We start from the raw sequence: 18,460 nt of genomic DNA, 5'->3' as shown, positions 1-18,460 counted from the left end.
CTACTCGGCGCTGAGACCCCGCTGAGCGTCGGCGATCACGCGAAGGTGCCTCCGCTCGGCCAGGACCACCACCTCACCGGCCCGATCTTCCACCGGTGCCGCAAGTCCCGGCGGCGGCAACTCGTCGTGACGCAGCCCCACTTCACGCACCGCATCGGCCAACGCCAACAGATCGTCCACAGCTGGCGCAGGAGCAGGGTCTGAGGCATCCGGAAGTCGGACTACTTCCCAGCCCTGCGGGACGGACAAGCCGTCGGCGTGGGCCCGGCACAGGTCGTAGGCACCCGGAGTACGCGATGGCGCGAGCGCCCCCAGCACGGCCGTCTCGTCGTCATAGGCATAGGTCAACGTCGCCACGGCCCTGCCCTGGCACCCCGCTCGGGTGCATCCCCTGCCAACCACGGGCCACAGGCTAGTCGCGGCGCCTAGAATTGCCCTCATGCCACGCCGCCGCGACCGTCACGACCGGGGCCTGCGCGGGCCCATGTCGCTGCCGAACCCCTACACCCGACGTCCCGCACCGGTGCGGCTCAACCGTGGGCGCCAAGCCTTCTTCACCGAGTGCGTCACCGACGCTGTGGTGCGGATCCGGGAGACCTGCCCCGGCGGTCTGGACGGGGTGGACATCGGGATCGAGGAGGTGCCGCCGGTCGACCGGCTGTGGACCGACGACCGGATCCCCCTGGCCGCCGCCGTGGAGGCGACGACCGTGCAGGCCGCCCAGATCGTCGTGTACCAGCGCCCCTTGGAACACCGGGCCGGCTCCCGCACGGAACTGCGCGACCTCGTGCACCGCACGCTGGCCGAGCAGCTCGCGGCACTGACCGCGCGCAGCATCACCGACATCGACCCGAGCCTGGACGACGACTGGTGAGCCACGGCGTGGTTCCAACAGAGCCACGGCGTGGCGCGAGGAGGACGCAGAAGAGCCGCGCCCATGCGGGGTGCGGCGCCCGTTGCGATCTTGGCCCAGCGATCTTGGCCCAGCGATTTTGGCCCAGTGATTTTGGCCCAGTGATTTTGGTCAGTTGCGATTGTGCCCAGAAGCGATTGTGCCCGGAAGCGATTGTGCTCAGAAGCGATTGTGGTCCGTGCGGATGACTCAGGCGCGCTTCTTCAGCTTGCGACGCTCACGCTCCGACAGTCCGCCCCAGATGCCGAAGCGCTCATCGTTGCCGAGCGCGTACTCGAGGCAGTCGCTCTTGACCTCGCAGGTCTGGCAGACACGCTTGGCCTCGCGGGTCGAGCCACCCTTCTCGGGGAAGAAGGCCTCGGGGTCGGTCTGGGCGCACAGCGCACGCTCCTGCCAGCCGAGCAGGCCCTCGTCCTCCACCGGCACCAATGTCAGCAGTTCGCCCATCGCCCTTGTCCTCTCGACCCTTCACAACGCTGGTGGGACGCGCCGTGCCCAATCCCTACGCAATGAATTACAGGCCTGTAATTGCGCTGCGTCAAGCCCGCAGGATGTCAAATCCGGACAGCGGGGTGCGGATGGCTCGAGCGCATGGATCAGGAAGTGGGGTCGTCCGTGCCGAGGGGGCGCCACTGTCGGGGCACAGGAGCGGTGGTGTGCGTGGGGTCGGCTTCCGGTTCCCAGGGACGGACCCCGGTCTCCCCTGCCGCCTGTTGGCCCGCGGTGGCCCACGGGACGTCACGGCGTTGCGGTGCTACTGGCAGCTCAGGCAGGGCCGGTGCCCGGCTGGCGGGCTGCCATCCGTGTGCGGTCGCGCCCATGGCGTCGGCGCGAGCACCGGATGCCGCGTCCCCGGCTCGGGACCAAGCGGCACCGACGGCCTGGTCCGCAGTCCAGCTGGCCGGTTGCAGGGATCGTTCGGGAACCCTTGGCAGCCCCGGGACCACCTCGTCGGCTGATTGCGCCGCGGTGCGGCTGAACCGCCAGATCACCACGACGCAGGCCACTTTGATGGCCAGATCGACCAGACCGCCGACAAGATCGAGCACGCGCAACACGAACGTGGACGCGTGGGACTGGAGCCCGGCGATCAGCATCGCCAAGGAGACCACCGACGACAGCCCGAGCACCGTGACAGCGGCAACTCCGACACCCCTCGCCTTCTCGGTCGCCGGTGACCACAAGGAGCAGGCCAGGACGGCCAGGGTGAGGGCGATGACCAAGGTCAAGGTGGTGGGCGAACCGCTCAACGTGCGGGCGGCATCGGCCCAGCCGGACTGGTTGCGGTCGTGCAGGTAGTACCAGCGCCCCAGCGAGACCAGCAACTGCACCACGGCGCACGCCACCAGGAACCATGCGAAGGGTTCGCGAAACCGCTTTGCCTTCTCGACCATTCCCACTCCATTCGTCCCCTGGGCCATGTGCAGGCCCGCACCTCCACAGAGTAGGTGGGCATTGAGACAAAAAGCGTCACCGGGGCCCGCGCGCATCAGGCCAGTTCGGGTCCAACCTGGTCGGCGACCAGCGCGACCAGTTCCTTCACCCGCTGGCTCTGGTCGATCGGCACCACCAGTGTGGCCGTCTCGGTGACGCAGACGACCATGTTGGAGATGCCCGCTACGGCCACGACCGTCCCCGGCCGGCCGCGGTTGACCAGCAGGTTGCCGGACGCGTCGAGGCACACCGTGACGCCCTCGCGGGCATTGCCCTGCTCGTCCTGGGTGAGCTGTTCGGCCAGCGTCGCGAAACCACCCAGGTCGACCCAGTTGATGTCCAACGGCACGGCGACCACGTGCGCATTGCCCTTGCCCTGACTGACGGGCTCCATGATCGCGTAGTCGACCGAGGTCTTCTCCAGGGCCGGGTAGATCTCCTCCAGCCGCTCCGGGTGCTCGGCAAGCTCCAGGCAGGCAGCATGGGTCTGGGGCATCAGGTGCTCCAGCTCGGCCAGCACGGTGGCGGCACGCCACACGAACATCCCCGAGTTCCACCAGTACTGGCCCGAATCCAGGTACTGCTGCGCCACCTCGGCGCTCGGCTTCTCCTTGAACTCGTCCACCTCCGAGGCGTCCGGGAAGTCGACCAGCGACTCGCCGCGCTTGAGGTAGCCGTAGCCCGTGTGTGCGTGGTCGGGGACGACACCGAAGGTCACCAGGGCGCTCGGGTCGGCCTCCGCGATCTGGAAGGCCTCGTCCAGCGAGCGGCTGAACTCCTCCACGGGGGTGATCAGCTGGTCGGCGGTGATGACGGCGACGACGGCTTCGGGGTCCCGCTTGGCGAGCACGGCGGCTGGCCACGCGACGGCGTTGAGGGAGTCGCGACCCACTGGCTCGCCCAGCAGGTTCGAGGCCGGCAGTTCGGGGAGTTGCTCGGCGACCACGTCGGTGTAGGCGGCGCCCGCGCACACCAGGACATTCGCGTCGGGAACCTGCCCCGCCACCCGCTCGTAGGCGAACCGCAACAGGCTCTTGCCCTCGACCAGGTTGAGGAGCTGCTTGGGCATCCCCTTGCGGGAGAGCGGCCACAGACGAGTACCGGATCCACCGGCCATGATCACGACATAACGCATGACCTCAAGGCTAGGGGACGCGCGGTGGATCTGGCTGGGGCTGTTGACCCAGCTGGCATCCACCCGCCCCCAGACTGCTGGTGGTCCGCCGACCCCTCTAGCATGGGTCAATGCCGATCATCGACCCGGTCAACGCTCTGGAGGCCCGCGTCCGCGAGGACGGGGCACGCCCCCTGCTCACCTGCTACGACCTGGGTGACGGTTCACGCGTCGAGTTCAGCGCCCGCACCTTCGCAAATTGGGTCGACAAGACGGCCAACCTGATGGGCGCGCTGGGTCTCGACGAGGGCTCGGAGGTCGGCTTGCCCCTGCTCCTGTCGCACCCCCTGCACTGGGTGAGCCTGGTCTGGACGATGGCCGCCTGGCAGCAGGGTGGCACCGTCATGGCACTGCCCCGCGATGACCTGGACCGCGTCGAGGTGGCGGTGCTCGGGCCCACCAACTCGCACCCGGTACCGGGGGTGGAGACGGTCGTCTGCTCCCTGCATCCCCTGGGTCTTGGCCTACCAACTCCGGTTCCTGGCGTCACCGACTACGCCGAGGTGCTCAGCCAGCCGGACGTGCACTGGCGGACGCCCGCCCCGGCCACGCTGCTGGACGATGGGCAGCGGAAGCTGGCGCTGGCCGACATGGGCGAGGTCCAGCCCGTGGCGGGGCGGTTGCTGCTCACCCCCTCCGACGACCCGGTGGAAGTCGTCCGCGGCGCACTGCTGGCGCCGCTGCTGGGCGGTGGCTCGGTGGTGCTGGTCAGCGGTGGCGACGACCCCACCTGGCTGGCACGGATCGCCGCCGAGGAGCACGCAACCGCCTGAGCGGGCTCACATGTCCGGTTGTTCGGCGGCCCGCTCGGAGGCCGGCAGACCGGCCAGGAAACCAGCGCCCCAGGCCATGTGCATCACCACCAGCACCAGCGGAAGCTGCGCGCGCACCTCGGGCTCCAGATCTCGACGCAGGCCAGCCGATCCAGCCAGCACGGCCGCCAGGTAGCCCAGCGGACCCGCGAAGCCGAGTCGCAGCCACTTCGGCCCGACCAGCCCGGCCAGCCCGAGCAGCGTCCCCCCGGCCACGCCTGCCACCGCGACCGGAGGCGCCAGGTAGCGCGCAGAGGCGGTCTCGGGGTTGCGGCTCATCAGCTCACGGCGCCACTGGCCGGTCTTGTAGAACTGCTGCGCGAGCGCCTTCACGCTGCTGCGAGGTCGGTAGGTGACCTGCAGAGCGGGGCTGAACCAGACCGTCTCCCCCGACTTGCGCAACCGGTAGTTGAGCTCCCAGTCCTGCGCGCGCTTCATCGAGGGGTCGAAGCCACCCACCGTGGCCAGTGCATCGCGCCGGAAGACGCCGAGGAAGACCGTGTCCGCCGGACCCTCCTGGGAGGTGGCGAGGTGGAAGGTGCTGCCCCCCAGGCCGATTCGGGAGGTGTAGGCGGCCGCGACCGCCTTCTCGAAGGCGGTGGTGCCGACCGCTGCCATGTGCCCGCCGACATTCGCCGCGCCGGTGCGCTGCAACAGTTCCACCGCCGTGGCGATGTAACCGTCCGCGAGTTCACCGTGGGCGTCGACCCGGACGATGATGTCGTGACGAGCCGTGGAGATCGCCAGGTTGAGCGCGGCGGGGGTCGTCCCCGCGGGGTTGTCGACGATCCGAACGCGAGGATCTACGGCCGCGATCTGCTCGGCGATCTCGTGGGTGCGGTCGCGACTCGGGCCGATCGCCAGCACGAGTTCCAACTCACCGGGATAGTCCTGGCCCAGGACGCCCCGCACGGAGCGGGCGAGGTGGCGCTCCTCGTTGAGGACGGGCATCACCACGCTCACGGGCGGGAGGGTCAGACCGGCTGCGCACATGGGGGCCATTGTTCCGCAGTCGATCGGGCGCCGTCTCCCGGCTCGCCGGACGGGTGAACCGGGCACCACAGCCAGCCTCGGTAACCTCGAACCCATGGATCGACGCAACGAGAGCCGACGCAAGGCAGACCTGGCGTGGTTGTACGGCACCGACGAGGAGCTGGACCACACCCGGGTGCTGGACGAGAGCGAGCAGGCCGAACTGTTGCGCCGCCGGTCCCAGATCGCCGCCCAGCAGGAGGCTGCGGCCCGCACCGGCGCCCAGGCTGCCCAGAGCGGCGCGGACCCCTCGGCCGACCCCACGGCGACCAGCGTCGACCTGCCCCCTCAGCGCGTCGTCCACACCGAGACAACGGACGCTGCCCCGTCCGTACGTCACACCGTCCGCGATGCCCAACCCGCTCCCCGTCCAGAACCGACCGCGGCCCCGCGGCCGGCTCCCCGCCCGACCCCCAGCGCTGCTCCCGCAGCGCGGACGATCGCAGCGGCCACGCGAACCGGGAGCGCCACTGTTCCGCCGCAGATCGGCGGGTCGGCGGCGGCCTTGGCTGGTGGGGGGCGTCGCCGACGCCCCTTGGCTGCCGGGGGGCGTCGCCGACGCCACGGCCGTCCTCCGATCGTCCGCATCCTGCTCGGACTGCTCGCCGCCTGGCTCGTCTGGTTGCTGGTGGTGCCCGCGATCGGACTGTCGCGGATGCCACGTGCACAGGAAGCTCCCGACGGCACCCGTCCGGCCAACCAGCCGGGCACCTTGACCTTGATGATCGGTTCCGACCAGCGCGACAACCTCACGGCGGAGCAGAAGAAGCAACTTGGCACCGGAAGCGAGGAGGGCAAGCGCACCGACACGATGATGCTGCTCTTCCAGCCCAAGTCGGGCCAGCCGGCACTGGTCAGCCTGCCCCGTGACTCCTATGTGGCCATCCCCGGGCACGGCCACAACAAGCTCAATGCCGCCTACAGCCTGGGTGGCGCGGACCTGCTGGTCGAGACCATCGAGCAGGACACCGGCCTGCGGATCGACAACTATCTGGAGATCGGCTTCGACGGCTTCTCCAATGTCATCGACGCCCTGGGCGGCATCCGGATGTGCCTGCCGAACGCCATCAAGGACAAGGACTCCCACATCGACCTTCCAGCGGGCTGCCAGAATCTCGACGGCGTGAATGCCCTGGGCTATGTCCGGATGCGCAAAGCCGACCCGACCGGTGACATCGGACGGACCAAGCGCCAGCGCGAGATGGTCAGCGCCGTGGCGAAGAAGGCACTGAGCCCGATGACCTTCATCAATCCGGTGCGCTACTGGAAGCTGTCGATGACCGGCGGACAGGCCGTGACGCGCGGCCAGGACACCTCGCTGATCGAGGTCGCCAGCGCGCTGAACACCATGCGTGGCATTTCTGATTCCGGGCTGACCTTGACGGTGCCGTTGTCCAGCACCGACACGACGACGGCTGCCGGTTCCTCGGTGATCTGGGACGAGACGGAGTCCGCGAAGATGTTCGCGACGATGGCGAGCGGAACAACCAATGGTCTCGAGCAGTACGCCAAGTAGGTCGCGCCGTCAGCACGAACGGGCTGGTCAGGCCCGGGTGCGGACCCACTCGGCCGAGGCTTCGGCCCAGACGGGCAACTGGTCGAAGCCCAAGGTGCTGACCAGCGCCACCAGGTGCGCCAAGGGTTCGTCCACCTCGGCCTCGCGCGGGTCGAGCTGCTCACCGCGAGCGGCCAGCCGGTCGTCATAGGCAGCCAGGAAGACCCGTGCCGCCTCCGGGTGCAGCTGGCTGGTGACATGGCGCAGGTCGCGGTGGCGGTTGCCGCGCCCCAACATCCCGAGGTCGATCGGCATCGCGGCGGGTCGCCAGTTCCCGACCACCAGGTTGGTCCAGCTGAAGTCGTTGAACACCAGCGTCGAGGGCAGTTCGGCGTTGATCGCCAGCCACTGCTCCAGCCGTGGGGCGAGCGCCGACAGCCCGTCCGCCAACTCAGGACGACGCTCCGCCAGCAGCGCCAGCGTCTGGGGCGTGAGCACGTCCACCTCGTCGAGCAGCCCGTCCAGCTCGCCAACCCCCATCCCGGCCCGGTGCAGCTGTTCGTACCAGTCAGCCAGGAGCCCGAGCACCTGGTCGTCGCGCAGGTCGTCCTGGGTAGCGATTCGCCAGTCGAATGATGAGCTGAGGTCCTCCAGCGCGATCCAGTCCTCGCCGGCAGCGACTACCTCGAGCGTGGGGACGCCGAGGCGCCCCAGCAGGGCATAGTTCGCCACCTCGCGCACCTGCTCGGGGTCGCGGTAGCGCTTCACGACGACGTCGCGGTCGCCGATCACGCCCTCGGCGATGAGCACTCCGCCTGAGTCGCTCACGACGTCGCCCCACTCGACGTCCGACAGGTCGGTCACGTCGGTGCCGTTCAGCGGTTGTTCTGGCGGACGACCTCGCCCTTGGCCATCGCCTGGTCGCGCAGCGCGGCTTGGAAGTCGAGCATCCGGGCGGTCAGCGCAGGGTCACCGGCGGCGATCATCCGTGCGGCCAGCAGCCCCGCATTGCGGGCATTGCCGATGCTGACGGTCGCGACCGGAACCCCGGCGGGCATCTGGACGATCGACAGCAGCGAGTCCAGCCCGTCGAGGTACTTGAGGGGAACCGGGACGCCGATCACCGGCAGCGGGGTGAGGGCGGCCAGCATGCCGGGCAGGTGGGCCGCTCCCCCGGCGCCCGCGATGATCGCGTGCAGTCCACGGGTGTGCGCCCCGCGTCCGTAGACCAGCATCTGTTCCGGCATCCGGTGCGCGGAGATGACGTCGGCCTCCCAGGGGATGCCGAACTCGTCCAGCGCATCTGTCGCAGCCTGCATCGTGGGCCAGTCGGAGTCCGAACCCATCACGATGCCCACCAGGGCTGGCCCGGTGGCATTCGAGTGGGTCCACTCGGCGAGGTCGGTGATGTCAGGCATTGGGGTCTCCCATCAGGTAGCCGGCGGCGTGCCGGGCACGGCGGCGGACGTCATCGAGGTCGTCGCCGACGGTGGTGACGTGGCCGACCTTGCGCTGGGGCTTCACGGCCTTGCCGTAGAGGTGCGCGCGCAGGCGACGGTCGCGCGCGAAACAGTGCAGCAGGGCTCCGGTGAGGTCCTCCTCGGTTCCGCCCAGCACATTGGCCATCACGACGTGGGGGGCGACCAGGCCAGGGTCGCCCAACGGCAGGTCGAGGGCGGCGCGAAGGTGGTTCTCGAACTGGCTGGTCGCTGCGCCATCGATGGTCCAGTGGGCGGTGTTGTGTGGGCGCATGGCCAGTTCGTTGACCACCACCTGCCCGTCGCGACGCTGCATCAGCTCCACGGCCAGCAGGCCGACGACGCCCAGTTCGCCCGCTATGCGCAGTGCCAGCTGCTGCAGCTCGCTCGCCTGCTCGTCCGAGAGTCCCGGTGCCGGGGAGGTCGTCTCGGCGCAGATCCCGTCCCGCTGGACCGTCTCGGTGACCGGGTAGGCGACGGCCTGGCCGCTGGGAGCGCGGCAGACCACGGCCGACAGCTCACGGGAGAAGTCGACGAACTCTTCGGCGACGATGACGACGCCTTCGCGGCTGATCGTCCCGCCGTCGACGGTGGTGGTGTCCTGGGCGATCGACTCGAAGGGCCCGGACGCCTGTTCGGGACCGTCGATCTTCCAGACGCCCTTGCCGTCGTAGCCGCCGCGGGAGGTCTTGGCGATCACCGGCCACCCTTGCTCGGCACCAAAGGCGATGAGGTCCTCCACCCCGCCGCAGATCCGGTAGGCCGGGTTGGGCGCCCCGAGCTCGGCCATCCGGTCGCGCATCAGGGCCTTGTCCTGGGCGTACTGCAGGGCCTCGGGGCCGGGACGAACGGCCGTCCCGGCCGCCTCGACGGCGCGCAGCAGGGCGACCGGGACATGCTCGTGGTCAAAGGTGATGACATCGCACGCCTTCGCAAAGCCGACCAGGGTGGCCTCGTCGGTGTAGTCACCGACGGTCACGTCGCCGAATACCTGGGCGGCGGAGGTGTCAGGGCCTTCGGCCAGCAGCCGGGTACGGATGCCCAGCCCGATGGAGGCCTGCTGCATCATCCGGGCCAGCTGGCCGCCGCCGATGATGCCGATCGTGTAGTTGCGTGTCACGTGCGCAGCCTATCGGCGCACGGGGGGTGCGCTTGAGCGGCTGGGATGATGGAACCATGGCACTCAAGCGCAAGCACCTCGCCATGGACGAGCAGATCATCACGTCCATGCGCACCCACGCGAAGGTGCTGTTGGGCCCCACCTTCGTGTTCTTGGTGCTGGCGGTGCTGCTGGGCGTCGGTCTCGCGATGATGCCGTCGCAGGCACAGCCGTGGGGTACCTGGGCGCTGTTGGGTGCGATCGCGCTGGCGCTGGTGATGGGCGTCGTGGTCCCCTTCTGGCGCTGGCGGGCCGAGACCTACACGGTCACCACGCGCCGGATCATCCACCGCGAGGGCATCATCACCCGCTCGGCCCACGACCTGCCGCTGGGACGCATCAATGACGTCTCGTCCGAGCGGGGGCTGCTGGACCGGATGCTGGGATGCGGCACGCTGAGGCTCACCACCGCCGCCGAGGACCCCGTCCTGCTGCACGACATCCCGGACGTCGAACGGGTCCATGTTTTGGTCACCGAACTCTTGTTCGGCGACCCGGCGGAGGCGCTGCGCGAGGCCACTGACTGAGCCGGCGCTTGGCCTCGCGCTGGCCTACTGCTTGCGCAGGTGGAAGACGTCGCCGGCGCTGAAGGTGCGCAGGCCCTCGTCGGTGCGCACGACGAGTCGTCCGAACTCGTCGACGTGGTCGCCGACCCCCAGCACGGAGGTGTGCTCGTCGACCAGCACCCGCAGGGGCGCCCCGATCGAGTCGCACCGCGCCGAATAGCTGTCGTGCAACTCCCCTGCGGCCTCCCAGTCACGGAACAGAGGGGCGAACTCCCGCCAGATCTCGGCCACGATGCGGGTCTTGTCGGTAGGAAGGCCAGCCAGCGCCAGCGAGGTCGCTGTGGGGACGGGCAACTCGTCGGCCGACAGCGAGATGTTCACACCGATCCCGACCACCGCCATCGCCTTCCCGGCCTCGGGGGACTCGACGCGCTCGGAAAGAATGCCGCAGATCTTGCCGCCGTCGACCAGCACGTCGTTCGGCCACTTGAGCTGCACGCGCCCGGGGTGGGCACCGGTGGCCCTCTCGATGCCGGTCGCGACGGCCATCCCCGCCAGCAACGACAGCCAGCCCCAGTCGGGCCCTGGACGGGTCGGCTCCAGCAGCGCCGACATCGCCACGCAGCTGCCGGCCGGGGACGCCCAGCGTCGTTCAAAGCGCCCACGACCAGCGGTTTGCTCCTCGCTGACCAGCAGGCGTCCAGCACTTTCCCCGGCCCGCGCTGCGTCCGAGAGGTCCTTGTTGGTCGATCCGGTGGATGCAACGGCGTCCACGCGACGCCACGGGGGATCACCCTCCAACAGGTCCCGCAGGAGTTCTTGGTCGACTGGTTCGCAGGCAGGCACGAGCCGAAGGCTAGTCCGAGCGGCGGAATCTGCCCATCTGGAAGTGCAGGCCACCCGGTGCGGCGATAGTGTCAGCGCATGGAGATCGACATCCACACCACAGCTGGAAAGATCGCCGATCTGGGTAGCCGCATTGACGCCGCTGTCAATGCCGCCTCTCCCGCGGCGGTCGAGAAGCAGCATGCCAAGGGCAAGATGACCGCAAGGGAGCGCGTCCTTGCCCTGCTTGACGAAGGCTCGTTCGCCGAGCTCGACCAGTTCTCGCGACACCGCTCGCATGCTTTCGGCATGGAGAAGAACCGCCCCTATGGCGACGGTGTGATCATTGGCGTGGGTGCCATCCACGGCCGCCCCGTCTGTGTGTTCAGCCAGGACGTCGCCATCTTCGGGGGCGCACTCGGCCAGGTCTACGGCGAGAAGATCGTGAAGATCATCGACTTCGCCATCAAGACCGGCTGCCCGCTGATCGGCATCAACGAGGGTGGCGGAGCGCGCATCCAGGAGGGTGTCGTCTCGCTGGGCCTGTACGGCGAGATCTTCCGCCGCAATACCCACGCCTCGGGCGTCATCCCCCAGATCTCCCTGATCATGGGTGCCGCCGCCGGTGGTCACGTCTACTCCCCCGCCCTCACCGACTTCACGATCATGGTCGACCAGACCTCGCAGATGTTCATCACCGGCCCGGCCGTCATCAAGACCGTCACCGGCGAGGACGTCACCTTGGAGGAGCTGGGCGGCGCCCGCACCCACAACACGAAGTCCGGTGCCGCGCACTACCTGGCCGCCGATGAGAACGACGCCCTCGAGTACGTGCGTGAGCTGCTCAGCTTCATGCCGCAGAACAACCTCGAGGATCCGCCCGTCTACGACGACGAAGAGGTCGACCTCACGATCACCGACCGCGACCGCAAGCTCGACACGCTGATCCCGGATTCCCCGAACCAGCCGTACGACATGCGCGAGGTCATCCGCACCGTCCTCGACGACGATGAGTTCCTCGAGGTCCAGGCGCTGTTCGCGGCGAACATCATCTGCGGCTTCGGACGCATCGAGGGCCGCCCGATCGGCATCGTGGCCAACCAGCCGATGCAGTTCGCCGGATGTCTCGACATCGACGCCTCGGAGAAGGCAGCCCGCTTCGTGCGGACCTGCGACTGCTTCAACATCCCGGTGCTCACCTTCGTCGACACCCCCGGCTTCCTGCCCGGCGTCGCCCAGGAGCACACCGGCATCATCCGTCGCGGCGCCAAACTGATCTACGCCTACGCCGAGGCGACCGTGCCGCTGCTCACGGTCATCACCCGCAAGGCCTACGGCGGCGCCTACGACGTCATGGGTTCCAAGCACCTGGGTGCCGACGTGAACCTGGCCTGGCCGACGGCCCAGATCGCCGTCATGGGCGCCGAGGGCGCGGTGGACATCCTGTACCGCAAGGAGCTGGGTGCGCTCGAGGCGGACGAGGAGAAGGCAGCCCGTCGCAAGGAGCTCATCGACGAGTACAACGACGAGCTGGCCAACCCCTATGTGGCATCCGAGCGTGGATATGTGGACCAGATCATCTATCCCCACGAGACCCGCGCCGAGTGCATCCGTGTGCTCCGCCTGCTGCGCACCAAGCGTGAGGTGCTGCCGCCGAAGAAGCACGGGAACATCCCGCTGTGAGCGAGGAGGCTGTCATGGAAGCGGCCGACAGGCCCGAGCCGCCCGTCATCCGGATCACCGCCGGCAACCCGACTGACGAGGAGGCGGCCGTGGTCACGGCGGTGCTTGCCGCGGCGTCAGCAGGCGGTGCTGCTGCCGAGGAGACCGACGACCGTCCGCTCGCTGGCGGATGGAAGTCCTACCTGCGCCAGATGCGGCGGGTGGTCCCGCCGGGACGCGAGGCGTGGAGGTACAGCGGTCGTCCGTGACCCGCTGAGGCCCCCTGCGTCTGAAGAGCTGGCGACGAGAGGTCTGCTGTGGGGGGAAACTGCCCCACAGCAGACCTGTGTATGCCAGCGTTGACCCATCGCGAGACGCACGTGTGCTTGCGCAAAGAAAGGACCACCATGACCGCCGTCACCGACATCCTGCAGCAGCTTCCGCTTGGCCAGCTCGCAAGCGTCCTCGGCACCGACGAGGCCACCCTCGAGAAGGCCGCCGTCCCCGCCGTGACGAGCCTGCTGGGTGGTCTGACGCAGAATGCCCAGACCGAGGAGGGTGCGCATTCCCTCGCGGCCGCACTGTCCGACCACGCCGCCACCCCGCTGCTGAGCACCGACAGCGCCGTCGACGTCACCTCGGCCGCCTCCGAGGGCGAGAAGATCCTCGGCCACGTCTTCGGCAACCAGACCGAGGGTGTGGCCCAGGCACTCGGCGCCCAGGCCGGCGTGAGCAGCAGCCTCGTGCAGAAGCTGCTCCCGATCCTCGCCCCCATCGTGCTCTCATACCTGGGCAAGCAGCTCTCGGGGCAGGGCGGCGTGGGCAATGTGCTCGGCCAGATTCTCAGCCAGAGCGCGGGCCAGTCCACCGATACCGCGACCGCAGGCAACAACAACATCCTCGGTGGCGTGTTGTCGAACGTCCTCGGCCAGGTGCTCGGAGCCGGCAGCGCGGGCAACCCCTTCGACCCGGCCCAGGCGCAGACCACCGGCACCACCACCACGGCGCAAGGCGGCGACATCGTCTCCCAGATCCTCGGCGGGCTGCTCGGCAAGAAGAACTGACTTCCTGCTGGACCACCTTCGAGCGCGCGCTCCCGGCCCTAGGCTGGGGGCGTGCGTTTCGTCTTGGCCTCCTCGTCCCCCGCCCGCCTCGAGACCCTGCGGCGTGCCGGCATTGACGCGGAGGTCGTCGTCCCCGGCGTGGACGAGGACAGCGTCAGCGCGCCGTCGGTCACCTCTCTTGTCTCCACCCTGGCCCGGTTGAAGGCCGAGGCCGTCCTGAACCTGATGGACGACGACCCGGGCCCCTTCGTCCTGGTGGCCTGCGACTCGCTGCTTGAACTCGATGGGGTTGGCCATGGCAAGCCCGGCTCGATGGAGGCCGCCGCCGCGAGATGGCGGTTGATGCGCGGACGACAAGGGACGCTGCACACGGGCCACCAGGTCTTCGTCCGCGACGCGCGCGGTGAGCGTGATGGCAACCGCGTCTCGTCGACGTCGGTGCAGTTCGCGGACTTGACCGACGCCGAGATCGACGCCTATGCCGCCACGGGTGAGCCCGAGAAGGTGGCAGGGGCGTTCACGATCGACTCACTCGGCGGGCCCTTCATCACCTCCATCACAGGTGATCCGCATGGTGTGGTCGGCATCTCGCTGCCCACGGCGCGGCAGTTGCTGCTCGACCTGGGTGTCCCGTGGCACACGCTGTGGCGCCCCGGCACGGTGAGCACTGATCAGATGGGCTGAGCGTGGGTGTGATCTTCCTCACACTTGAACGTGACAGCTTGGTCACCACCGCGGAGACCCTTGGTTTTGGCCGCGCCGTGCTGAAGCATGGGTGAAAGGGCCCTGGCAAGGGCCCCATAGGGGATGGAGCACCGAGATGGTACGTACCCGGAATCCAATTGATGTCCCCCGGATCGGCCAGAACCCGGCCGGGCAGTCCAGTGGGACCGTGATGCAACGCGCCCGCCGAGAGGTCCAGGGCCCCGTCCAGCACCGTCGTGCTGCTGATCGCGCGAGCCTGGTCGCTCTGGCTCACCACGACGTGCCCGGCAGCTTCGTGCAGAGCCGCACCCGCCAACTGTGTGAGCTGGCCACCCAACTCGAGGAACTGGTTCCCGCCCATCAGCGCGGCGGCCACCAGGTGTCGCTGTGCGGGACGATCACTCTCTACGTGGTGGGAACACTGGATCCAGTCCCCGCGGCGATCACCGAGGTGGAATGCGTGCGACTGGAGCAGGTCACCCGCACCCAGGCCGAGGTGGAGCAGGTCAGTGCGCTGGCCTGGGGTCACGTGCCGGACGACCTCACCCGCGGCGTCTTCAGCGACTTCTTCGACCCGGAGCTGAACGGGCTGCGCGTCGAGGTGGCGCCCTGGTGGGAGGGCACCGCTGCCCAGCTGTCCCGTCACCTGGGCGTGCCGGTCGAGATCACCATGCGCGGCGTCGAGCACCAAGATCCAGCGGTGCGCTCGATCGCCTGACCTCGCACCAACTGCCAACCGGGCAGGAGGAACCAAGAGCAAACAGATCGGCGCGCTCCACCAGTCGGTGGGGCGCGCCGCTGCTTTCTGCGTGTGGGCCGGACTCTCTGGAATGCGCTCAGGCCCGGCGGTGCGCCAGCGAACGCAGGATCAGGTCACCGATCGACTGCACCAGTTGGACGATGACCACCAGCACCACCACGGAGGCCAGCAACACCGGGGTGTTGAAGCGCTGGTATCCGTAACGGATGGCGAAATCACCGACCCCGCCCCCACCGATCGCACCGGCCATCGCCGAGTAGCCGATCAGCATGACCAGGGTCAGCGTCGCGCCGGACACCAGCGGAGACAGGGCCTCGGGGAGCAGCACCTTGCGGACGATCTGCCAAGTACTGGCGCCCATCACCTGGGCGGCCTCCACCTTGCCGGGGGCCACCTCGCGCAGGGCACCCTCGACAACACGTCCGAAGAAGGGCGCAGCGCCGAGCGAGAGCGGGACGGTCGCCGCGGTGGCGCCATAGGCGGTACCGACCAGCTGGCGCGTCAGCGGGATCACGGCGATCAGGAGAATGATGAAGGGCAGCGATCGCACGATGTTCACGATCGCCCCGAAGACGCGGTAGAAGGCCGCATTCGGGCGCTGCCCGTCGGGTGCGGTGAGGCGCAGCAGGACGCCGATCGCCGTGCCCAGCACGAGGGTGATGATGAAGCTGAGGATGACCATCCACGCCGTCTCGCCCAAGGCGGTGGCGAGTTCGGGCAAGGTCTCCCAGACGGTTGCCTTCTTCACTGGCTGACCCTCACTCCCCTGGTCGTGAAGTACTGCTCGATGAGTTGGTCGTCCACCGTGCCGTGCGGGTGGTCGAAGGCGACGCGCAGTCGCCCAACCTTGTGACCGGCAATCTGCTCCACCGAGCCGCCGAGGATGGACACGTCGATGCCCGTCTCCCGGGTGAAATGGGACAGCAGCGGTTCGCTGACGTCACTGTTGACGAAGCTGAGCAGGGTGCCCTGGCCGTCGATGGCGCGCCCGAGCGGGATCAGCTGGTCGCCGATCCGCGAGCCGGGGTCTGCCACCAGATCCAGCAGGTTGCCCTGCTCCACGACCCGCCCGTCCTCCATCAGCGCTGCGGCGTCACAGACCCGGCGCACCACCTCCGACTCGTGGGTGATCAGCAGGACGGTCAGGCCCATTTGGGTCTGCAGCTGCTTGACCAGGTCGAGAATCTGCTCGGTGGTGGTCGGGTCGAGGGCGCTGGTCGCCTCGTCCATCAACAGCACGGACGGACGGGTGGCCAGCGCACGGGCGATCCCGACTCGCTGCTTCTGGCCGCCGGAGAGCTGGGAGGGGAAGGCGCCTGCCTTGTCGGGCATGCCGACCAGTTCCAGCAGTTCGGCGACGCGGGGCGCGATGACGGACTTCTTCTCCCCCGCCAGCTCGAGCCCGAAGCCGACATTGTCGGCGACGGTGCGCGAGCCGAGCAGGTTGAAGTGCTGGAAGATCGTGCCCATCCGGCGACGAGCTTCCCGCAGTTCGCGCCCTGACAAGGAGGTCCAGTCGACGCCATCCACGCTGATCGAGCCGTGGGTGAGCGGCTCGAGGTGGTTGAGGCAGCGCAGCAGGGTGGTCTTGCCGGCACCGGATCGCCCCAGGATGCCGAAGACCTGCCCCCTCTCGACCCGCAGCGACACGCCATCCAGCGCGGTGACCGCCGCAGCCCCACCCACGCCGGGGTAGGTCTTGGTCACCTGCTCGAAGCCGATCATCGGTTGCTGGCCGCCACCGCGGATGTCGTCGAACTGGCTCATGCCGACTGCTTGGCCGGGAGCACCGAGCCCTTGTAGGTGTCGGTGATCCACTTCTGGGTGGTCTCGCTCTGCAGCGCCTCGGCCAGCTTCGCGACGCGGGCGTCGTCCTTCAGCGTGCTCTTGACTGCGACGACGTTGGCGAAGGGGTTGTCGGTCGCCGACTCGCTGAACAGGGAGTCGGTGGCGGGCTTGAGGCCCGCCTCCAGGGCATTGGCGCCGTTGATGACGCTGATGGTGACCTTCGCGTCATCCAGGGTGGCCGGCAGCTGCGGGCGGTCGATCGGCAGGAAGGAGAACTTCTTCGCGTTGGCGGTGATGTTCTTCTCGGTGATCTGCGCGTAGTCGAGGTTCGCGTCCGTGGCCTTGACATTGAGGGTGATCAGCCCGGCGCTCTGCAACAGCACCAGCGCGCGGCCGAAGTTGGTCGCATCGGCCGCCAGTGCGATGGTGGCACTGGCGGGGACGTCAGCCAGGTCGGTCACCTTCTTGGAGTAGATGCCCAGCGGCTCGACGTGCGTGGTGGCCGCGACGACAAGGTCGCTGACCTTCTTCTCTGCCTGCCAGGAAGTCAGGTACGGAACGTGCTGGAAGAAGTTTGCCTCGATGTCGCCGGCCTCCAGCAGCTGGTTGGGGTCGATCTCACCGGTGATGCCCTTGATGGTCAGCTTGACGTCGCCCAGCTGGCCGGAGCTCTTGACGTATTCGAGCAGCTCCGTGTGCGGGGTGGCGTCGGCCATGATCACCAGCGGGTCGGAGGTGGAGGCGCCGGAGTTGCCACCGCAGGCAGCAAGCGCGGGGACGATGGCGGCCGCGAACGAGGCGGCGAGGAAGGTGCGGCGGGTGGTCATGAGAACTCCTGTTTCGTGTGGGTCAAAGGGTTCGCGGCGCGCGGGCAGCGAGGAGGTACTACCGGGTTCGGGTGGGGAGGTCCTGACAACACCAGCCGGGAGCAGGGCTCGACCGGCGCCTGCGTGGGCAGGCTTGGAGGGCGTTGTCAGCCGTGCATTCGCGGCATCATGCAAGCACACAGCATGACGGGCATGGTGTGCCCGGTCATGATGGAACGCTTGCATGGCATGGGGCAAGGTTATTGAGGGACCGGCGGGACGGGAAATCTCGTCCAGATTCTGGGACGTCGTCTCGCGCCCGGACCACCGCGGTCCCGCGTCACCCCACCACGATCCCGACCCCGCGACAGGCTCGGGGATAGTGGTTGGGAGGGTTCACTCCTTCCGCAGGGTCAACGCCGCAACAGTCGCCTTCTCCCCCGGCGTCGGCGTCGTGAAGGCGCCGCGCCAGCCATCGGTGTGGAAGAGCAGCGAGCCATTGCGGTCGGCATCGATCGTCCAGCCCATGGCGCCCAGCTGGGACGAGAGGTGGCTCGCCAGAGCTGTGCCGTTGTCCACCGAGTAGGTGAGGGTGACGACATTGGGCTGGTCGATCCGGGAACGGATCGCCTTGTCACCGGGCAACCAGAAGTTCACCGGCCCGTTCACCAGCCCCAGTTCGGCCAGCGTCCGCATGTCGGCCGGACGGGTGCGCACGCTGACGGCAGAGGCCGAGGTGGCCTCGGACGACGGAGCTGCCGAGCACCCGGACACGGCCAGGAGTGCGCAGGTCAGAACCGCGGCAGCAGCTCGGGAGGCACTGGCCCGGGAGGTCACGATCACCCGG

General features: G+C 68.6%; 22 protein-coding genes. 9 read left to right on the top strand and 13 right to left on the bottom strand.

What is annotated here, in order from left to right:
* Entirely contained in the window at nucleotides 1–441 is a 441-nt protein-coding gene (locus ABD089_RS05770; RefSeq protein WP_343885287.1) for a DUF3499 domain-containing protein, read from the bottom strand.
* On the opposite strand from ABD089_RS05770, the gene ABD089_RS05765 reads away from it, so the two are divergent.
* Entirely contained in the window at nucleotides 440–874 is a 435-nt protein-coding gene (locus ABD089_RS05765; protein ID WP_343885286.1) for a metallopeptidase family protein, read from the top strand. The two genes, ABD089_RS05770 and ABD089_RS05765, sit on opposite strands and share 2 nt — an antisense overlap.
* A 228-nt stretch (nucleotides 875–1,102) precedes the next feature.
* Here the strand turns inward: ABD089_RS05765 and ABD089_RS05760 are convergent, their stop codons facing one another.
* From ABD089_RS05760 to ABD089_RS05750, 3 genes are all read right to left on the bottom strand, one after another.
* On the bottom strand, nucleotides 1,103–1,360 hold the full coding sequence (locus tag ABD089_RS05760) for a WhiB family transcriptional regulator (protein ID WP_343885285.1): 258 nt from the start codon (nucleotides 1,358–1,360) through the stop codon (nucleotides 1,103–1,105).
* 149 nt (nucleotides 1,361–1,509) lie between these two features.
* Nucleotides 1,510–2,307, bottom strand: coding sequence for a hypothetical protein (locus ABD089_RS05755; protein ID WP_343885284.1), 798 nt, complete (start codon nucleotides 2,305–2,307; stop codon nucleotides 1,510–1,512).
* Between the two features lie 95 nt (nucleotides 2,308–2,402).
* Nucleotides 2,403–3,482: a mannose-1-phosphate guanylyltransferase gene (locus ABD089_RS05750; protein ID WP_343885283.1), complete on the bottom strand. Its 1,080-nt coding sequence runs from the start codon at nucleotides 3,480–3,482 to the stop codon at nucleotides 2,403–2,405.
* 110 nt (nucleotides 3,483–3,592) lie between these two features.
* Here ABD089_RS05750 and ABD089_RS05745 point away from each other — a divergent pair, with 110 nt between their 5' ends.
* Nucleotides 3,593–4,294, top strand: coding sequence for a TIGR03089 family protein (locus tag ABD089_RS05745; RefSeq protein ID WP_343885281.1), 702 nt, complete (start codon nucleotides 3,593–3,595; stop codon nucleotides 4,292–4,294).
* A gap of 6 nt (nucleotides 4,295–4,300) precedes the next feature.
* Here ABD089_RS05745 and ABD089_RS05740 read toward each other — a convergent pair whose 3' ends face one another.
* On the bottom strand, nucleotides 4,301–5,326 hold the full coding sequence (locus ABD089_RS05740; RefSeq protein ID WP_343885279.1) for a glycosyltransferase family 2 protein: 1,026 nt from the start codon (nucleotides 5,324–5,326) through the stop codon (nucleotides 4,301–4,303).
* Between the two features lie 94 nt (nucleotides 5,327–5,420).
* On the opposite strand from ABD089_RS05740, the gene ABD089_RS05735 reads away from it, so the two are divergent.
* Nucleotides 5,421–6,881 carry an LCP family protein gene (locus ABD089_RS05735; protein ID WP_343885278.1) on the top strand — a complete coding sequence of 487 codons (1,461 nt, stop codon included), beginning with the start codon at nucleotides 5,421–5,423 and terminating at the stop codon, nucleotides 6,879–6,881.
* 27 nt (nucleotides 6,882–6,908) lie between these two features.
* On the opposite strand, the gene ABD089_RS05730 is transcribed toward ABD089_RS05735, so the two are convergent.
* From ABD089_RS05730 to ABD089_RS05720, 3 genes are read right to left on the bottom strand one after another with little or no spacing between them, the layout of a single operon-like run.
* Entirely contained in the window at nucleotides 6,909–7,724 is an 816-nt protein-coding gene (locus ABD089_RS05730) for a phosphotransferase (protein ID WP_343885276.1), read from the bottom strand.
* 11 nt (nucleotides 7,725–7,735) lie between these two features.
* Nucleotides 7,736–8,278 carry a 5-(carboxyamino)imidazole ribonucleotide mutase gene (purE, locus tag ABD089_RS05725; RefSeq protein WP_343885275.1) on the bottom strand — a complete coding sequence of 181 codons (543 nt, stop codon included), beginning with the start codon at nucleotides 8,276–8,278 and terminating at the stop codon, nucleotides 7,736–7,738.
* The gene (locus ABD089_RS05720; RefSeq protein ID WP_386769127.1) at nucleotides 8,271–9,407 is read right to left on the bottom strand and encodes a 5-(carboxyamino)imidazole ribonucleotide synthase; all 1,137 of its coding nucleotides are present in this window, start codon (nucleotides 9,405–9,407) and stop codon (nucleotides 8,271–8,273) included. The genes purE and ABD089_RS05720 overlap by 8 nt, the downstream gene beginning before the upstream one ends.
* A gap of 107 nt (nucleotides 9,408–9,514) precedes the next feature.
* Between ABD089_RS05720 and ABD089_RS05715 the strand changes: the two genes are divergently transcribed.
* Complete coding sequence (locus ABD089_RS05715; RefSeq protein WP_343885272.1) at nucleotides 9,515–10,024, top strand: PH domain-containing protein; 510 nt, start codon at nucleotides 9,515–9,517, stop codon at nucleotides 10,022–10,024.
* 24 nt (nucleotides 10,025–10,048) lie between these two features.
* Here ABD089_RS05715 and ABD089_RS05710 read toward each other — a convergent pair whose 3' ends face one another.
* Complete coding sequence (locus ABD089_RS05710; protein WP_386769129.1) at nucleotides 10,049–10,777, bottom strand: biotin--[acetyl-CoA-carboxylase] ligase; 729 nt, start codon at nucleotides 10,775–10,777, stop codon at nucleotides 10,049–10,051.
* A 150-nt stretch (nucleotides 10,778–10,927) separates the two neighbouring features.
* On the opposite strand from ABD089_RS05710, the gene ABD089_RS05705 reads away from it, so the two are divergent.
* The 5 genes from ABD089_RS05705 (at nucleotide 10,928) to ABD089_RS05685 (ending at nucleotide 14,977) form a co-directional block, all read left to right on the top strand.
* Entirely contained in the window at nucleotides 10,928–12,511 is a 1,584-nt protein-coding gene (locus tag ABD089_RS05705; protein WP_343885270.1) for an acyl-CoA carboxylase subunit beta, read from the top strand.
* 14 nt (nucleotides 12,512–12,525) lie between these two features.
* Entirely contained in the window at nucleotides 12,526–12,759 is a 234-nt protein-coding gene (locus ABD089_RS05700; RefSeq protein WP_343885269.1) for an acyl-CoA carboxylase epsilon subunit, read from the top strand.
* Between the two features lie 138 nt (nucleotides 12,760–12,897).
* Nucleotides 12,898–13,554 (top strand): DUF937 domain-containing protein, encoded by a 657-nt coding sequence (locus ABD089_RS05695; RefSeq protein ID WP_343885267.1) that lies wholly within the window; start codon nucleotides 12,898–12,900, stop codon nucleotides 13,552–13,554.
* Nucleotides 13,555–13,605: 51 nt separating this feature from the next.
* Nucleotides 13,606–14,238, top strand: a complete 633-nt coding sequence (locus tag ABD089_RS05690) for a Maf family protein (RefSeq protein WP_343885266.1) — start codon at nucleotides 13,606–13,608, stop codon at nucleotides 14,236–14,238.
* A 208-nt stretch (nucleotides 14,239–14,446) separates the two neighbouring features.
* The gene (locus tag ABD089_RS05685; protein WP_343885265.1) at nucleotides 14,447–14,977 is read left to right on the top strand and encodes a hypothetical protein; all 531 of its coding nucleotides are present in this window, start codon (nucleotides 14,447–14,449) and stop codon (nucleotides 14,975–14,977) included.
* A gap of 118 nt (nucleotides 14,978–15,095) precedes the next feature.
* On the opposite strand, the gene ABD089_RS05680 is transcribed toward ABD089_RS05685, so the two are convergent.
* The 4 genes from ABD089_RS05680 to ABD089_RS05665 form a co-directional block, all read right to left on the bottom strand.
* Nucleotides 15,096–15,767: a methionine ABC transporter permease gene (locus tag ABD089_RS05680; protein ID WP_343885263.1), complete on the bottom strand. Its 672-nt coding sequence runs from the start codon at nucleotides 15,765–15,767 to the stop codon at nucleotides 15,096–15,098.
* Nucleotides 15,764–16,786, bottom strand: a complete 1,023-nt coding sequence (locus ABD089_RS05675) for a methionine ABC transporter ATP-binding protein (protein WP_343885262.1) — start codon at nucleotides 16,784–16,786, stop codon at nucleotides 15,764–15,766. The genes ABD089_RS05680 and ABD089_RS05675 overlap by 4 nt, the downstream gene beginning before the upstream one ends.
* Complete coding sequence (locus ABD089_RS05670) at nucleotides 16,783–17,634, bottom strand: MetQ/NlpA family ABC transporter substrate-binding protein (protein WP_343885261.1); 852 nt, start codon at nucleotides 17,632–17,634, stop codon at nucleotides 16,783–16,785. The genes ABD089_RS05675 and ABD089_RS05670 overlap by 4 nt, the downstream gene beginning before the upstream one ends.
* Before the next feature lie 375 nt (nucleotides 17,635–18,009).
* Nucleotides 18,010–18,456 carry a hypothetical protein gene (locus ABD089_RS05665; protein WP_343885260.1) on the bottom strand — a complete coding sequence of 149 codons (447 nt, stop codon included), beginning with the start codon at nucleotides 18,454–18,456 and terminating at the stop codon, nucleotides 18,010–18,012.
* Nucleotides 18,457–18,460: the final 4 nt, after the last annotated feature.

Origin of the sequence: Luteococcus sanguinis (assembly GCF_039527675.1) — a bacterium.
Classification (GTDB): domain Bacteria; phylum Actinomycetota; class Actinomycetes; order Propionibacteriales; family Propionibacteriaceae; genus Luteococcus; species Luteococcus sanguinis.
The sequence above is the reverse complement of the archived record's forward strand: the minus strand, read 5'-3'. Positions and strand labels throughout refer to the sequence as shown.

Excerpts from the sequence above, each read along its gene's own strand:
- ABD089_RS05765 (WP_343885286.1), top strand. The coding sequence starts at position 440 with ATGCCACGCCGCCGCGACCGTCACGACCGGGGCCTGCGCGGGCCCATG.
- ABD089_RS05770 (WP_343885287.1), bottom strand. The coding sequence starts at position 441 with ATGAGGGCAATTCTAGGCGCCGCGACTAGCCTGTGGCCCGTGGTTGGC.
- ABD089_RS05760 (WP_343885285.1), bottom strand. The coding sequence starts at position 1,360 with ATGGGCGAACTGCTGACATTGGTGCCGGTGGAGGACGAGGGCCTGCTC.
- ABD089_RS05755 (WP_343885284.1), bottom strand. The coding sequence starts at position 2,307 with ATGGTCGAGAAGGCAAAGCGGTTTCGCGAACCCTTCGCATGGTTCCTG.
- ABD089_RS05750 (WP_343885283.1), bottom strand. The coding sequence starts at position 3,482 with ATGCGTTATGTCGTGATCATGGCCGGTGGATCCGGTACTCGTCTGTGG.
- ABD089_RS05745 (WP_343885281.1), top strand. The coding sequence starts at position 3,593 with ATGCCGATCATCGACCCGGTCAACGCTCTGGAGGCCCGCGTCCGCGAG.
- ABD089_RS05740 (WP_343885279.1), bottom strand. The coding sequence starts at position 5,326 with ATGTGCGCAGCCGGTCTGACCCTCCCGCCCGTGAGCGTGGTGATGCCC.
- ABD089_RS05735 (WP_343885278.1), top strand. The coding sequence starts at position 5,421 with ATGGATCGACGCAACGAGAGCCGACGCAAGGCAGACCTGGCGTGGTTG.
- purE (WP_343885275.1), bottom strand. The coding sequence starts at position 8,278 with ATGCCTGACATCACCGACCTCGCCGAGTGGACCCACTCGAATGCCACC.
- ABD089_RS05720 (WP_386769127.1), bottom strand. The coding sequence starts at position 9,407 with ATGATGCAGCAGGCCTCCATCGGGCTGGGCATCCGTACCCGGCTGCTG.
- ABD089_RS05715 (WP_343885272.1), top strand. The coding sequence starts at position 9,515 with ATGGCACTCAAGCGCAAGCACCTCGCCATGGACGAGCAGATCATCACG.
- ABD089_RS05705 (WP_343885270.1), top strand. The coding sequence starts at position 10,928 with ATGGAGATCGACATCCACACCACAGCTGGAAAGATCGCCGATCTGGGT.
- ABD089_RS05700 (WP_343885269.1), top strand. The coding sequence starts at position 12,526 with ATGGAAGCGGCCGACAGGCCCGAGCCGCCCGTCATCCGGATCACCGCC.
- ABD089_RS05695 (WP_343885267.1), top strand. The coding sequence starts at position 12,898 with ATGACCGCCGTCACCGACATCCTGCAGCAGCTTCCGCTTGGCCAGCTC.
- ABD089_RS05675 (WP_343885262.1), bottom strand. The coding sequence starts at position 16,786 with ATGAGCCAGTTCGACGACATCCGCGGTGGCGGCCAGCAACCGATGATC.
- ABD089_RS05670 (WP_343885261.1), bottom strand. The coding sequence starts at position 17,634 with ATGACCACCCGCCGCACCTTCCTCGCCGCCTCGTTCGCGGCCGCCATC.